Annotated in this window: 14 protein-coding genes; 12 read left to right on the top strand and 2 right to left on the bottom strand. The window is 59.8% G+C overall.

Annotation, left to right across the window (positions count from 1 at the left end):
• The first annotated feature begins 286 nt into the window (after positions 1-286).
• The 6 genes from GFN93_RS01850 (at position 287) to GFN93_RS01825 (ending at position 6072) form a co-directional block, all read left to right on the top strand.
• Positions 287-3085 carry a monovalent cation/H+ antiporter subunit A gene (locus GFN93_RS01850; RefSeq protein WP_153498732.1) on the top strand — a complete coding sequence of 933 codons (2799 nt, stop codon included), beginning with the start codon at positions 287-289 and terminating at the stop codon, positions 3083-3085.
• On the top strand, positions 3085-3429 hold the full coding sequence (locus tag GFN93_RS01845) for a Na+/H+ antiporter subunit C (protein WP_153498731.1): 345 nt from the start codon (positions 3085-3087) through the stop codon (positions 3427-3429). Before GFN93_RS01850 ends, GFN93_RS01845 begins: the two co-directional genes overlap by 1 nt.
• On the top strand, positions 3426-4907 hold the full coding sequence (locus GFN93_RS01840; protein ID WP_153498730.1) for a monovalent cation/H+ antiporter subunit D: 1482 nt from the start codon (positions 3426-3428) through the stop codon (positions 4905-4907). Before GFN93_RS01845 ends, GFN93_RS01840 begins: the two co-directional genes overlap by 4 nt.
• Complete coding sequence (locus GFN93_RS01835) at positions 4904-5401, top strand: Na+/H+ antiporter subunit E (RefSeq protein ID WP_153498729.1); 498 nt, start codon at positions 4904-4906, stop codon at positions 5399-5401. Before GFN93_RS01840 ends, GFN93_RS01835 begins: the two co-directional genes overlap by 4 nt.
• Positions 5395-5664 carry a K+/H+ antiporter subunit F gene (locus tag GFN93_RS01830; protein ID WP_153498728.1) on the top strand — a complete coding sequence of 90 codons (270 nt, stop codon included), beginning with the start codon at positions 5395-5397 and terminating at the stop codon, positions 5662-5664. The genes GFN93_RS01835 and GFN93_RS01830 overlap by 7 nt, the downstream gene beginning before the upstream one ends.
• 75 nt (positions 5665-5739) lie before the next feature.
• Entirely contained in the window at positions 5740-6072 is a 333-nt protein-coding gene (locus GFN93_RS01825) for a Na+/H+ antiporter subunit G (RefSeq protein ID WP_153498727.1), read from the top strand.
• A 1626-nt stretch (positions 6073-7698) separates the two neighbouring features.
• Here GFN93_RS01825 and yihA read toward each other — a convergent pair.
• Positions 7699-8358 carry a ribosome biogenesis GTP-binding protein YihA/YsxC gene (gene yihA / locus GFN93_RS01820; protein WP_153498726.1) on the bottom strand — a complete coding sequence of 220 codons (660 nt, stop codon included), beginning with the start codon at positions 8356-8358 and terminating at the stop codon, positions 7699-7701.
• A gap of 173 nt (positions 8359-8531) precedes the next feature.
• Here yihA and GFN93_RS01815 point away from each other — a divergent pair, with 173 nt between their 5' ends.
• The 6 genes from GFN93_RS01815 (at position 8532) to GFN93_RS01790 (ending at position 12409) form a co-directional block, all read left to right on the top strand.
• A complete protein-coding gene (locus GFN93_RS01815) occupies positions 8532-8828 on the top strand; it encodes a c-type cytochrome (protein ID WP_153498725.1) in 297 nt (98 codons plus the stop codon).
• Positions 8829-8852: 24 nt separating this feature from the next.
• Positions 8853-9503, top strand: a complete 651-nt coding sequence (locus tag GFN93_RS01810) for a c-type cytochrome (RefSeq protein ID WP_153498724.1) — start codon at positions 8853-8855, stop codon at positions 9501-9503.
• A 144-nt stretch (positions 9504-9647) separates the two neighbouring features.
• Positions 9648-10283, top strand: coding sequence for a thiol:disulfide interchange protein DsbA/DsbL (locus tag GFN93_RS01805; protein ID WP_153498723.1), 636 nt, complete (start codon positions 9648-9650; stop codon positions 10281-10283).
• Positions 10284-10286: 3 nt separating this feature from the next.
• On the top strand, positions 10287-11189 hold the full coding sequence (locus tag GFN93_RS01800; protein ID WP_153498722.1) for an endonuclease/exonuclease/phosphatase family protein: 903 nt from the start codon (positions 10287-10289) through the stop codon (positions 11187-11189).
• Between the two features lie 138 nt (positions 11190-11327).
• Positions 11328-11672: a gamma-glutamylcyclotransferase family protein gene (locus GFN93_RS01795; protein WP_153498721.1), complete on the top strand. Its 345-nt coding sequence runs from the start codon at positions 11328-11330 to the stop codon at positions 11670-11672.
• A gap of 176 nt (positions 11673-11848) precedes the next feature.
• Positions 11849-12409, top strand: a complete 561-nt coding sequence (locus GFN93_RS01790) for an NUDIX hydrolase (protein ID WP_194285728.1) — start codon at positions 11849-11851, stop codon at positions 12407-12409.
• On the opposite strand, the gene GFN93_RS01785 is transcribed toward GFN93_RS01790, so the two are convergent.
• Entirely contained in the window at positions 12348-13535 is a 1188-nt protein-coding gene (locus GFN93_RS01785) for a helix-turn-helix transcriptional regulator (RefSeq protein ID WP_153498719.1), read from the bottom strand. The two genes, GFN93_RS01790 and GFN93_RS01785, sit on opposite strands and share 62 nt — an antisense overlap.
• Positions 13536-13633: the final 98 nt, after the last annotated feature.

Genomic DNA, 13633 nt, shown 5'->3' with positions numbered 1-13633 from the left:
TTTTCGCAACTCGAAACTCGTGCCTCGCTTCTGGCCCGTCATGGCCCGCCCATGGCATACTCGGTGCTCCTTTCTACCAATACGGATGTCATGACCGCCTTTCTGGTCCAGCCCTGCCGCATCATCCTGTCCCAGTGTCCGCGCCGGGGGCGGCGTCCGTATTTCCCTGATCCGCCGTTGTCATTGTTTTTCTAGTCTTCTGCAATCAAGCTATCGGGCGGGTTGCCGCCTGTAAAAACGAAGAATCCGCTTGCGGGAAGCGGTATTCATGACAACGGATTGATCTATGAACCTTGCCTTTGTGGTGATGCTCCCGTTTCTGGGGGCGTGCCTGCCACCGTTGGTAGAGAGGGTGTCGGCCAACCGCACCCTGATGGCGTTTGCGGCGGCGTTGATGCCGGCCACGGCGCTGGCGCTGCTGTTCAGCCCTGCCATGCAGGTGTTTGCCGGGGAAACCCTGCACAGCACCCTGCGCTGGATTCCTTCACTGGATCTGGCGCTGGCCTTCCGCCTGGATGGTCTGGCCTTGCTGTTTGCCCTGCTGGTGTTGGGCATCGGCCTGCTGGTGATTCTCTACGCCCGCTATTACCTCTCCGCCAAGGAGAAGGCCGGGCGTTTCTACGCGTATTTGTTGCTGTTCATGGGCGCCATGCTGGGCGTGGTGACCAGTGACAACCTGCTGTTGCTGGTGGTGTTCTGGGAGCTGACCAGCCTCAGCTCCTTCTTGCTGATTGGTTTCTGGAGCCACCAGACCGGCGCGCGCAAGGGCGCGCGCATGGCCATGACCGTCACCGGTATGGGCGGCCTGGCGCTGCTGGCCGGGGTGCTGTTGATCGGCCAGGTGGTGGGCACCTTCGATTTGCAGACGGTGCTGGAAAACGGCGATGTGATCCGTGGCAGCGCCTGGTACCCGGTGATCCTGTGCCTGGTGCTGCTGGGGGTATTCACCAAGAGCGCCCAGTTCCCGTTCCATTTCTGGCTGCCCCATGCCATGGCGGCGCCCACGCCGGTGAGTGCCTATCTGCACTCGGCCACCATGGTGAAGGCGGGTGTGTTCCTGCTGGCGCGGCTGTACCCTGCACTGGCGGGCACCGACCTGTGGTTCATGCTGGTGTCGCTGGCGGGCATGCTGACGCTGCTGTGGGCGGCGTTTGTGGCGTTGTTCCAGCACGATCTGAAGGGGCTGCTGGCCTATTCGACCATCAGTCATCTGGGCCTGATCACCCTGCTGTTTGGTTTGAACAGCGAAATGGCGGCGGTGGCGGCGGTGTTCCATATCATCAACCACGCCACCTTCAAGGCCAGCCTGTTCATGGCTGCCGGCATCATCGATCACGAGACCGGCACCCGCGACATGCGCCGCATCAACGGCCTGTGGAAGTACATGCCCTATACCGCCGTGCTGGCCATGGTGGCGTCGGCGGCCATGGCCGGGGTGCCCTTGCTGAACGGCTTCCTGTCCAAGGAAATGTTCTTCGCCGAGACGCTGGGTTCCCATCAGCTGGGCGCCCTGAGCTGGATTCTGCCGGTGGGGGCGACGCTGGGCGGGATGTTCTCGGTGGCCTATTCGGCGCGCTTTATCCACGACGTGTTCTTCAACGGTGAGCCGGTGAACCTGCCCAAGTACCCGCCCCATGAGCCGCCACGCTACATGAAGGTGCCGGTGGAGATTCTTGTGGCCCTGTGTGTGGCGGTGGGGGTGTTCCCGGCAATTACCGTGGCAGGTTTGCTGGCGGTGGCGGCAACCGCGACCCTGGGAGGCACTCTGCCGGAGTATCACCTGGCGGTATGGCACGGCTTCAATCTGCCGCTGCTGATGAGTTTTGTGGCCACGGCGGGTGGCGTGTTCGTCTACACCCAGCGTCGTCGCCTGTTTGATCTGTGGGGACAGGTGCCACAGCTGGATGCCAAGCTGGTCTTCGAAGGCCGGGTGCAACAGCTTAACCGCTGGGCGGCTGCGCTCACCGAGCGTTTCCAGAACGGCTCCCTGCAAAGCTATGTGGCCTGGTTGATCACACTGGTGGCGGTGGTGATGTTGACCCAGCTGGGGCGTCTCTCCGCTATCGACCTCGGCGCCTCCAAGTTACCCATGGACGGTGTGGCCATCCTCTGTACCGCCATGTTGATGGCGGCGGCGCTGCTGACCACGCTGCTGCATCGCCACCGGATGACCTCGATCATGTCCCTGAGCGTGGTGGGGCTGATGGTGTCGCTGCTGTTCGTGCGCTTCTCGGCGCCGGATCTGGCCCTGACCCAGCTGTCGGTGGAGGTGGTGACCATTCTGCTGCTGATGCTGGCCATGTATTTCCTGCCGGTTCGTACCAGGGCGGAGTCGTCTTCTATCCGCGTGATCCGCGACATTCTGTTGGCTGTGACCTGTGGTGCCGGGGTGGCGACCCTGGCGTTCCTGGTGATGACGGGCGAAACCAGCACCATCAGCCAGTTCTTCATGGATAACAGCAAGCCCGGTGGCGGTGGCACTAACGTGGTCAACGTGATTCTGGTGGACTTCCGTGGCTTCGATACTTTTGGTGAGATCACGGTGCTGGGTGTGGCAGCCATGGGCATCTATGCCCTGCTCAAGGATCTGGAACTGCGCTCCGCCCGATACGATTCGCTGGGGCGGCCCTGGGCGAAGGACGCTCACCCGTTGATTCTGGTCACCATCTCCCGGCCCTTGTTGCCACTGGCGCTGCTGATTGCGGTGTATATCTTCCTGCGCGGCCACAACTTGCCGGGCGGGGGCTTCGTGGCTGGCCTGATTACCTCGGTGGCGCTGGTGCTGCAGTACGTGGCTTCCGGGGTGGCCTGGGTGCACAGCCGCATGCCGGGGGATTATCACCCGGTGGTGGCCTTCGGTGTGCTGCTGGCGGGGCTGACCGGGGTGGGCAGCTGGGCGTTTGATTACCCCTTCCTGACCAGCAGCTTTACCTACATTTACTGGCCGGTGGTGGGCAAGTTCGAGCTGGCCACGGCCATGCTGTTCGATACCGGGGTGTTCCTCACCGTAGTGGGGGCGACGCTGTTGATGCTGGCCAATCTGGGCAAGCTGTCGCTGCTGGATGACAAGAGGGAGAACGCCTGATGGAACTGCTGGTTGCACTCATTATTGGCGTGCTGGTCTCCACCGGGATCTACCTGTGCCTGCGCGCGCGGACCTTCCCGGTGGTCATGGGCCTGACCCTGTTGAGTTACGGGGTAAACGTGTTTTTGTTCGCCATGGGCGGACTGAAGATCAATGAAGTGGCGGTGGTGGGAATGAGCGACAACCCCACGGACCCGCTGCCCCAGGCGCTGGTGTTGACCGCCATCGTGATCGGCTTTGCCATGACTGCCTTTCTGGTGGTGCTGGCCCTGCGTAGCCAGGGTGAGCATTACAACGATCATGTGGATGGCCGTGACGAGCAGGATCAGGGAGGCAATCCATGAGTCACTGGATTATTGCCCCTATCCTGATTCCGGCCCTGGCTGGGCTGTTCCTGTTGATGGAGGTGCGCGAGCGTCATCGCCTGCGCCGCTGGACCGGTCTGGCGGCCTGTGTGGCGTCACTGGTGGTGGCTGTGTTGCTGGTGCAGCAGGCCTGGGATGGCACCATTACGGTCTACAAGCTGGGCAATTGGGAAGCGCCGTTCGGCATCGTGCTGGTGTTGGACCGGCTCAGTGCCTTGATGGTGCTGCTCACCGCCGTGCTGGCCTTTCCGGCGTTGATTTACGCCAGCTGCGGTGATGATCGCAAGGGCGCCAACTTCCATGGCCTGTTCCAGTTTCAGCTGATGGGTATCAACGGGGCCTTCCTTACCGGGGACCTGTTTAACCTGTTCGTGTTCTTCGAGGTGCTGCTGATTGCCTCCTACGGGCTGGCCCTCCATGGGCGCGGGCCGGAGCGGGTGAAGGCGGGCCTGCATTATGTGGTGCTCAACCTGGTGGGGTCGGGGCTGTTCCTGCTCGCGCTGGGACTGATCTATGGCACCACCGGCACCCTGAACATGGCGGACTTTGCGGTGAAAGCCCAGGCGCTGACCGGTTCTGATGCCACCCTGTTGCGGGTGGCGGTACTGTTGCTGTGGATCGTGTTTGGTCTCAAGGCGGCGCTGTTCCCATTGTACTTCTGGCTGCCAGCGGCCTATGCCGGTGCCACTGCGGGGGTGGCGGCCCTGTTCGCGATCATGACCAAGGTGGGGATCTACGCCATCCTGCGCGTGGCAACGCTGGCCTTCGCGGCGGGTCCGTTTGCCGGTCTCGGTCAGGAGGCGCTGTGGTGGTTGGCGCTGGTGACATTGGCGATGGCCTGTGCCGGTGTGCTGGGCGCGAAACGGCTGGCCACGGCGGTGGCGTACCTGGTGGTCATGTCCGTGGGGACGCTGGTGGCCACCCTGGCGGCCGGTGAGGCTGCGGCGCTGGGCCCGGCCCTGTATTACCTGATCCACTCCACGCTGATCTGTGCGGCCCTGTTCCTGCTGGCGGATCTGGTAGCCCGTGGCCGCGGAGACGTGGGCGACCAGCTGGTGGCCGGGCCGGCCATTCTGGGCGGCGGGCGTCTGTCGCTGCTGTTCTTTATTGCTGCCATCGCCGTGGTGGGGCTGCCGCCATTGTCCGGCTTCATCGGCAAGGTGGGGCTGTTGCGCACCGTTGCGGACCCGCTGTTCTGGGCGCTGCTGTTGATCGCCGGCCTGTGCGGTTTGATTGCCATGAGTCGTGCCGGCTCGACCCTGTTCTGGCGCACCACCGGTGAAAGCGCCGGGCTGCGTCCGTCCCGCCGGCGGTTGTTGGCGGTACTGATGTTGCTGGGCCTGAGCCCGGTGATGTCCATTTGGGCAGAGCCCCTGCTGCAGTGCGCCGGCGCTGTGGCGGAGCAGCTGCTGACGCCGCAGCTGTATATTCAGGCGGTACTGGGAGGTGCAGCATGAAGACCTTCATGGAGCGCGTTCTGCCGTTCCCTAGCCTCAGTCTGATCCTCTGGCTGGCCTGGCTGTTGCTCAGCGGGTTCACTGCCGGTCATGCGCTGTTGGGTGCGGTGCTGGCGGTGCTGCTGCCGATCACCACCAAGCCGTTCTGGCCCAACGTACCTCGGATTCGCAATCTGCCGCGCATGTTCGGTTTTGTGGTGGTGGTGCTTTACGACATCATCGCCGCCAATATTTCTGTGGCCATCAAGGTGCTGGGGCCGCTCAAGGCCCTGCGACCGGGGTTTGTGGAGTTCCCACTGGAACTGGATGACGACTTCGCCATCGCCTTGCTGGCCAGCACCATTTCCCTGACCCCGGGCACGGTGTCGGCGGATGTAAGCCAGGATCGCAAGACCCTGCTGATTCATGCCCTGGATGTGGATGATCCGGCGGCGCTGGTGGCCGAGATCAAACAGCGTTACGAGCGCCCGCTGAAGGAGATCTTCGAATGTTGAGCACTGCCTTGTCGATCGCCATGGGCCTGTTCGTGCTGGCCTGGGTATTGAACCTGGGCCGGCTGATCTTCGGCCCGAGCCTGCCCGACCGGGTGCTGGCGCTGGATACCATGTACATCAACAGCATCGCCTTGATCGTGCTGTATGGCATCCAGCAAAGCAGCAAACTGTATTTCGAGGCGGCCATGCTGATCGCCCTGATTGGTTTCGTCAGCACCGTGGCCGTGGCGAAGTACGTCACCCGCGGGGATATTATTGAATAAGCCGGACGCTGGCCGCCCGAAGCGGGACGCTAATCCGTCTGGCGTTGGGCGTCAGGCGTCAGGCACGGAGTGATTATGGATTCTCTAATCGAATGGGCGGTGTCCATTTTTGTGATTATCGGTGGGGTGTTTGCGCTGGTGGGGTCCGTTGGCCTGACCCGGCTGCCGGATTTCTATACCCGCCTGCATGGCCCCACCAAGGCCACCACCCTGGGCGTGGGCGGTACCATCCTGGGGTCGCTGATCTATTTCTCCTGGCAGGAGCATGCGCTGCAATTGCATGAGGTGCTGATCACCCTGTTCCTGTTCATCACTGCCCCGGTATCCGCGCACATGCTGGCCAAGGCGGCCATGCACCGGGACCTCAAGCGGATGAAGGGAACCCGCGGGGAGCCCTGGAAGCAGTAAAAAAGACGCTGCACGCAACACACGGGTGGGTGCTGTGGTGTGGGAGCGGTCGTTCGACCGCGATTGCTACCGTAAAGGCCCGGCATTTCGCGGTGGAACCACCGCTCCCACGGTCTTTCTGCAGGGCTGCTGTAGGAGCCTGCCTGCAGGCGATCCGAGCCTACGCGAGGTAAGGATTCCAGAAACGAGTTTCGAATACCGAGTTTCGAAGATCAAAAAACCTGGGTGAGGCACGAGATTTGGTGTTCTGCCTTTCGAAACTCGCTTCTCGTGACTCGACACTCTGGTGTTCGGTCAACAAATTGGCTTATTCGCTTCGCTCACCCCTTCGGACTGCGCTGCGTGCCTTACTCCGCTGCACTACATTCCTGCAAAGACTCCGCCCAGGATCAAGCCGCTGTGGGAGCTTGCCTGCAAGCGATGGATCATTGATCGAGGCGCAATCGCCAGCAGGCTGGCTCCTACGGCAGTGTGCAACAGGGGGGGTACTCAGTGAACTCCGTGATCTCTGTGGTAAAGCAGTCTTTTGATTACGGGAATTGCGACGTGAAGGGTGAGGTTGGGGCGCGTTGCGAAGAAAATTGTAAAATGTGCGGCGGGCTGGAACTTCTGGAAAATCGGGGTGGTCATAATGAATAGCTACGGATTGGCACCCCCCCGATCCCCCAGTACCCTCAGCCGGTTCGTAGCTTATTTGGACTCCCTGATCTCTTCCCCCGAGATTAGGGCGGCAAGCCTCCCTGGCAGCACAGTCGTTCCCTTCCCCCAAGATTGCTGCCAGGGATTTTTTTTGCCCGCGGACAGGGTCAGCGAACAAAAGGCTAGTGTTGGTGCAGATCGACATCGTCACCTGAATAGTTTTTAAGCAAACCTTGTGCCACTTCTTCCTGCCCGAACTAACCGCTTTCTAATCAACAAGCTAGGTCACACAGCTAGGAAATACGCGTTTGGACCCTGTTCAAGCAGGGGGCATGAGTGCCATTTCGCGCCAGTTATGTGACGTGGATCGGCAGGTTGGCAAAAAAACGTAAAAAAATACTTTGGGGGGGATGGAACTTTCCTCGAAAGAGGGCATCTTAACTACAGCGACGGGCCGGAACCCCCGATCCCCCAGTACCCTCACCGGTCCGTCGTTATAGCCCCGGTCCTCTTCCCCCAAAGAGCCGGGGCGGCAAGCCTCCCTGGCAGCACAGTCGTTCCCTTCCCCCAAGGTTGCTGCCAGGGATTTTTTTTGCCTGGATTTTACGCCGGACGCTCGATGCCGGATGCCTGACGCTTAAACCCCATACCCAAACATACGACCTGGCTAGAGCCTGCTGTAGGAGCTTGCCTGCAAGCGATCCGAGCGACAGCGAGGTCATTAGTTTCGAGTTACGAGAAGCGAGTTTCGAAAGGCAAAAGCTCAAGCCTCGAGCGACACCAATCTCGAGCCACAACAATTTTGGGGATTTTCGAAACTCGCTTCTGGAATCCTTGCCTCGCTGAGGCTCGGATCGCCATGCAAGCATGGGCTCCTACCAGGAGAGGCCTGCTCGACTGGTTTGAATCGGGAGTGAAGCGAGGTGCTGGGTTGCCCATGCAAAAAGGCCCGCCCGGGTTTACGGGCGGGCCTTTTTGCGTCAGGCGTCAGGCGTCAGGCGCTGCGGGTGCTGCGGGCGCATTCGCCCCAAACCCGTCCACTTCAAACCACTCTCCAAGCTTGTTCCAGGCTTCTTCACAGCCGGTACCGTTGGTGGCCGAGAACAGTTGCAGGCTGAGTGGCGCGGGGTGGTTCTTGAGCTGGCCCTTGACCTTGAGCAGGGTGCTTTTGGCTGCGCCGAACTTCAGCTTGTCTGCCTTGGTCATGAGGATGTGCATGGGCATGTTGGCCTGGGCAGACCATTCCAGCATGAGCAGATCGAAGTCCTTGAGGGGGTGGCGGATGTCCATCATCAGTACCAGCCCTACCAGTGCCTGACGTTCGGCCAGGTAGTGGTCCAGATGTTGCTGCCACTCATTACGCTTGGTTTTGGCGACTTTGGCGTAGCCATAGCCGGGCAGGTCGACCAGGCGCCGCTGCTCATCCAGTTCGAAGAAGTTGATCAGCTGAGTGCGGCCGGGCGTCTTGGAGGTGCGAGCCAGGGTGCGCTGGCTGGTAAGGCGGTTGATTGCGCTGGATTTGCCCGCATTGGAGCGACCGGCAAAGGCAACTTCGCGGCCCTCGTCCGGGGGGCACTGGTCCAGCCGCTGGGCGCTTTGCAGAAAGCTGGCCTGATGCAGCAGGGTTTCCACGGGGTGCTGAGCCATGTCGGGAGCCTCTGTAACCTTACTATTCACATGGAATATGACGGCGCGTGTTAGTCTGGTATATAATCGCCGCCGCGAGTCCCACTGGGGGACCGCGGACGTTCTACAAGGGTTTGCCGCTAAAGGCAAACGACTTCGCCAGCGGTAACGCCAGCTTAGCAGAGGTAGCGCTTATGAAGGGTAAGGTTGCAAGTATTGCATTGGCTTTGGTGATGGGCACTGCCGCCCACGCAGCAACGGTTGAGGAACGTTACAACACAAGTTGTACTTTCTGTCATTCCTCCGGAGCCGCCGGTGCGCCAAAATCCCACGATGAAGCTGCCTGGAAGCCCCGCCTTGATAAAGGCATGGACACCATGGTGAAGCATGTTAAGGAAGGATTTAATGCCATGCCGCCCAAGGGCATGTGCAACGACTGTAGCGATGATGAATACCGTGCTCTGATCGAGTACATGTCCAAAAGCAAATAAGACGCTGTACGTAAAGGATAGGCCATGAAGTTTGTAAAACTGTTCGTGCTGATGGCGGCGGCTGCCGTCACCACCCCTGCTCTGGCTGCTGGTGATGCTGATGCTGGCGAAGCCAAGGCTGCCCCTTGCGCTGCCTGTCACGGCCAGGGTGGTAATGCTTCCATTCCGACCTACCCGAAACTGGCGGGCCAGGGTGAAGAGTATCTGGTCAAGCAGCTGCAGGACTTCAAGTCCGGCGCGCGCAACAATGCCATCATGGCTGGCCAGGTCGCCAACATGAGCGAGCAGGACATGCAGGACATCGCGGCCTACTACGCCAAGCAGACCGCTGAAGCCGGCCAGGCCAACCCGGATCTGGTTGCCCAAGGCGAGCGTCTGTACCGTGGTGGTGACATGACCAACAACGTACCGGCCTGTTCCGGTTGTCACGGTCCTGCCGGTCAGGGCATTGATGCGGCCAAATATCCGCATCTGGCTGGTCAGAATGCCCAGTACGTGGAAGATCAGTTGAAGGCTTTCCGTGCTGCGGGCCGTAACGACCTGGGTGACAACATCATCAAGCGTACCAATGATGGTTCCGCTGATGAGCCGGGTATGATGCAGACCATCGCTGCAGAAATGAGCGATATCCAGATCAAGGCTGTGGCCAGCTTCATTTCCGGGCTGTCCAAATAAGTCTGTTCGGTTACGGTTTGTAGAAAAGGCAGCCTTCAGGCTGCCTTTTTTATTACTATCATGAAAAGATAGTATCCCCTCAGGGAGAAAAACGACTGGCTGGTGGTCATACCACCAGACACTAACAAGAAAGGAGAGGATTCCATGCTTCGCATTGTGACGGCCTTGCTGCTGACTCTGGGGCTGGCCACGTCGGTCAGCGCCGAACAAGAACATTCCCGCTTCGCGCTGGATACCCACTACAAGATTCTGGACGTGCAAGGGTCTGTGGATGATCCGAGCAAGGTGGAAGTTCGGGAGTTCTTCTCCTATGGCTGCCCGCATTGTTTTTCGCTGGAGCCTGCAGTGGACAACTGGCTGAAAGAAAAGCCGGAGTTCATTGATTATGTGCGTACCCCGGTACTGTTCCTGCGTAATGCCGAGCCGCTGGCCCGTGCCTATTATGTGGAAGAAGCCCTGGGCAAGGTAGACGAGATCCACGCGCCGCTGTTTGATGCCATCCACAAGCACCGCGAGCCGCTGTTCAGCGAGCCGGCGCTGGCCAACTTCTTCCGCAAGTACGGCGTTGAGCCCGAGCAGTTCAGCAAGCTGTACAGCTCCTTTGGCGTGTCCACCAAGGTGCGCCAGGCAGATGCCCTGAGCCGTGATTACAAGATCCCGGGTGTGCCGAATTTTGTGGTGAACGGCAAGTATCTGGTCCTGCGTCAGAACCTGAAGAGCAACGAAGAGTTGTTCGAAGTGATCGAGTATCTGGCCAACAAGGAAAAGAACGACGACTAACCCATGCTGCTGGACAAGGCCCGTACTGCGTATCGTGACTGGAAAGCCCGCCCTGCGGGCTTTTCCTTCGCCCGGGAAGGGGTAAGAAAAACCCGCCAGACCCGCGAAGTGGTGCTGCCGGAAAATACCCTCAAGCTACTCAGCTTCAATATTCAGGCCGGTATCGGCTCGCAGAAATTTGGCGACTACATCACCGGTAGCTGGAAGCATCTGGTGGCCCACCCGCGCAGTGTCGAGAACATTGAGCAGATTGCTGAAGTGATCAGCCACTTTGATGTGGTTGGCCTGCAGGAAGTGGATGGCGGCAGCTTGCGCTCGCGCAACATGAACCAGCTGGTACGGCTGGCGTCCCTCGGTGATTTCGCGTTCTGGCATCAGCAGCTTAACCGCAACCTTGGCCGCCTGGGTCAGTTCAGCAACGGCTTTCTGAGTCGCTTGCATCCCTACGAAGTGACCGATCATCGCCTGCCGGGACTGCCCGGCCGTGGCGCCATCGTGATCAAATACGGACACCCCATCCAGCCCCTGGTGGTGGTGGTGGCCCATCTCGCCCTGGGCGAAAAGATTCGCAATACCCAGCTTGCCTACCTGTATCGTTTGCTGCGTGAGTATAAATACGTGGTGATGATGGGGGATTTCAATTGCCGCCTGGAGCACCTGGATGCCTCGCCGTTGTCCGAGCTGGGGCTGGACACGGTGATGGCAGACAACCTGAATACCTATCCCAGCTGGGCGCCGGACCGGCACATTGACCACATCCTGCTGTCACCGGGGCTAGCCAGTCAGCACACTCGCGTGCTGCATGATTGCCGGCTCTCCGATCACCTCCCCCTGGCCACGGAAATCATTGTTCCCGACGATGTGATCTCCGCGACTCTCGAACACCGGCTGCCGCTGATTAGTTAACAGTGAATAGTTAACGGTGAACAGCGAAGACAATGCTGTTTTCAGGGGCTGACACTCTTACAAACGCCGGGGCCGCAGCGTTGGCATCGGGAAAACCCCATGCGTTCTCTATTCATTGTTAACTGTTCACTGAACTAAATGCTTGTCTTCGTCTACGGCACCCTGAAACGGGGCGACAGTAACCACCATTATTTGCGCCGCGCGCGGTTTGTCGGGGAGTCGCTGTCGCCACCGCATTTTCAGTTGTTTGATCTGGGTGCCTATCCCGGGGCCTGGATGCCGGGTGAAGAGTGTCTTCAGGGGGAGGTGTATGAGGTGGGCGCGCTGACCCTGGCATCGCTGGATCATCTGGAGGAGGTGCCCAGGGTGTATCGCCGCGAGACGTTGCAGACAGAGTACGGCGAAGCGTTTGTCTATGTGTTGCAGCGTATGCCCCGCGGCGCGCGCCGATGCCGGTCAGGCTGTTGGAAGGGCAGTGAATAGTGAACCGCTGCGCGGTCGCGCGTTTGGGGTTTCTCGAAGATTCGGGGCCGCGCACCTAATGTTTTGCGAGTGCCAAAGTTTGAAAAACCGGGTGTGGTTTTCGTTGTTCACTATTCACTGTTAACTGTTCACTTATGCGCTCCGGCAAGGCGCCCGAAAAATGCCATGACAGCGTCATGCTGACGGGGCACGCTACTGTTATGACCTCCAACCGTTCCATCATTGCTGCGTTACTTCTGCTGCCCTGCCTGTCGGCCATAGCGGACTGTCCACGGGTGGCCGGTGAAGAAGACGACCGTCGTGCCAATGCGGGCTGCCTGATCATTCAGGATGACAGAGTGCTGCTGCTGACCCACCGCTGGGGCGGCAAGCTGGGGGTGCCTGGTGGCACCCTGGAGGAGGGTGAGTTGGCCCAGTGCACGGCCTGGCGGGAAACCGCAGAGGAGGTAGGCCTGGCAGTGACGGTGGGCAAGCGCCTTGCCGTGATGAGCAATGGCTTTCATCTCTACCGTTGTTATCCCCGGCAGCCGCTGCGAAGCCATGCGCCACTGCCGGTGCCGGGCTCTGCGCTAACAGAAGTGACGGCCATTGGCTGGTATCCATTATCTTCGCTTCGCAAGGAGAGCTGGCGCTTCCATTACCAGTTCGACCAATTTATTGCGGTGGCTGACGAGGCTATGCGGAGCGAGAAAGACGCAGCTCAGGCCGGCGCCAATGGCGGATTGCAGGCGAAGTAAGCACTTCCTTGGCCAGTTCACTTTGCCGGGTGGTGCCGGTCTTGATGAACACACTCTTGAGCTGGGTGCGCACTGTGTGCACTGAGAGCTGGTAGGTATCCGCTATTTGCTGGGGGCCCAATCCGCGACTGATGCCGGCAGCCACCCGCGATTCGGCTTCCGAAAGACCGTAAAGCTGCATCAGGCAGTCCAGGTCGATATAGACCTCGGTGCGAGGATCCTGAAAGTAGAGGATCGCCAGGGGGTGTTGATGGTCACTGTATTGCTGCGACAGTGAATTGCCATGCAGCGGGCTCACCAGGCAGCGAATGCCCTGGCTGGCTGAGAGTGGCAGGGTGATGACGCCCCCCGCGCCGTGATGCCGTGCAGTGACATCATCCAGCAAGCGCATCAGCTGTGACTGCAGGCGCGGGTCCTGGAGGCTCAGGCGGCTGCTGCTGATCATGGTCTGTGGCAGCTCTTCCAGCAGGCTGGCGGCCTCACTGGAGATATGGATGATCTTGCCGCTGCGGTCCACCAACGCAAATGGCTGGGCCTGTACTTCCAGGGTGTATTCCAGTGCTTTGCGGGTGTGTTCCAGTGCGCTCACCTGACTCTGCAAGCGAAGCGCGCGTCTTACATGCATGACCAGATCGTTGATGCGATCGGTTTCTTCCCGCTGGTAATGTCCCTGACCTCGGGTCCGCTGGATCAGCAGCTGAACTGTCTGGTGCTCGTCCTGCCAGACCGTGCCGCAAACGCCATGATGGATGTCCTGACGAGAGGCCCAGTCATTGAAGAACTCGGTCTGATAGAACTCATTCTGGCGACAGGAAAAATCCAGATAGGACGAATACAGTTGGCCGGGGGCTTTTTCCTTGAGCTCGGGCCGCCAGGGGCAGGTGTTGACGAAGTGGGAAACGTAGGCCTGATGGTCGGCATCGTCGATATTGCGTTTGATACTGGACTGAACCGTTTCGGCTGCCCGGTCCATGACCAGCATGCGGGCCGAACGGGAGCCGGTCGCCTCGATCAGTTGATCAAGAAACCTTTGCCAGGCATCCGGATTGCACGGCGCTTCGTACAGCGTATCCAGCAAGGATTCGTGCGCCTTCCCCTGCAATCCCTTTAGCGCAGAAGATGTCATGATGATCTTGTCGTTCCCCTCAGTGCCTTTTAAGGTAACCCGTCGCAGTATGAATTTGAAGCAGATCACACAATGCCTCTGGCTGTGTGAAAATTACG

This window comes from Alcanivorax sediminis (assembly GCF_009601165.1).
GTDB classification, from domain to species: domain Bacteria; phylum Pseudomonadota; class Gammaproteobacteria; order Pseudomonadales; family Alcanivoracaceae; genus Alcanivorax; species Alcanivorax sediminis.
Note: the sequence above shows the minus strand (reverse complement) of the source record. Positions and strands in the feature narration are given on the sequence as shown.

Bases quoted from the DNA above. Each gene is read 5' to 3' on its own strand.
- GFN93_RS01850 (WP_153498732.1), top strand. From the start codon at position 287: ATGAACCTTGCCTTTGTGGTGATGCTCCCGTTTCTGGGGGCGTGCCTG.
- GFN93_RS01845 (WP_153498731.1), top strand. From the start codon at position 3,085: ATGGAACTGCTGGTTGCACTCATTATTGGCGTGCTGGTCTCCACCGGG.
- GFN93_RS01840 (WP_153498730.1), top strand. From the start codon at position 3,426: ATGAGTCACTGGATTATTGCCCCTATCCTGATTCCGGCCCTGGCTGGG.
- GFN93_RS01835 (WP_153498729.1), top strand. From the start codon at position 4,904: ATGAAGACCTTCATGGAGCGCGTTCTGCCGTTCCCTAGCCTCAGTCTG.
- GFN93_RS01830 (WP_153498728.1), top strand. From the start codon at position 5,395: ATGTTGAGCACTGCCTTGTCGATCGCCATGGGCCTGTTCGTGCTGGCC.
- GFN93_RS01825 (WP_153498727.1), top strand. From the start codon at position 5,740: ATGGATTCTCTAATCGAATGGGCGGTGTCCATTTTTGTGATTATCGGT.
- yihA (WP_153498726.1), bottom strand. From the start codon at position 8,358: ATGGCTCAGCACCCCGTGGAAACCCTGCTGCATCAGGCCAGCTTTCTG.
- GFN93_RS01815 (WP_153498725.1), top strand. From the start codon at position 8,532: ATGAAGGGTAAGGTTGCAAGTATTGCATTGGCTTTGGTGATGGGCACT.
- GFN93_RS01810 (WP_153498724.1), top strand. From the start codon at position 8,853: ATGAAGTTTGTAAAACTGTTCGTGCTGATGGCGGCGGCTGCCGTCACC.
- GFN93_RS01805 (WP_153498723.1), top strand. From the start codon at position 9,648: ATGCTTCGCATTGTGACGGCCTTGCTGCTGACTCTGGGGCTGGCCACG.
- GFN93_RS01800 (WP_153498722.1), top strand. From the start codon at position 10,287: ATGCTGCTGGACAAGGCCCGTACTGCGTATCGTGACTGGAAAGCCCGC.
- GFN93_RS01795 (WP_153498721.1), top strand. From the start codon at position 11,328: ATGCTTGTCTTCGTCTACGGCACCCTGAAACGGGGCGACAGTAACCAC.
- GFN93_RS01790 (WP_194285728.1), top strand. From the start codon at position 11,849: ATGCTGACGGGGCACGCTACTGTTATGACCTCCAACCGTTCCATCATT.
- GFN93_RS01785 (WP_153498719.1), bottom strand. From the start codon at position 13,535: ATGACATCTTCTGCGCTAAAGGGATTGCAGGGGAAGGCGCACGAATCC.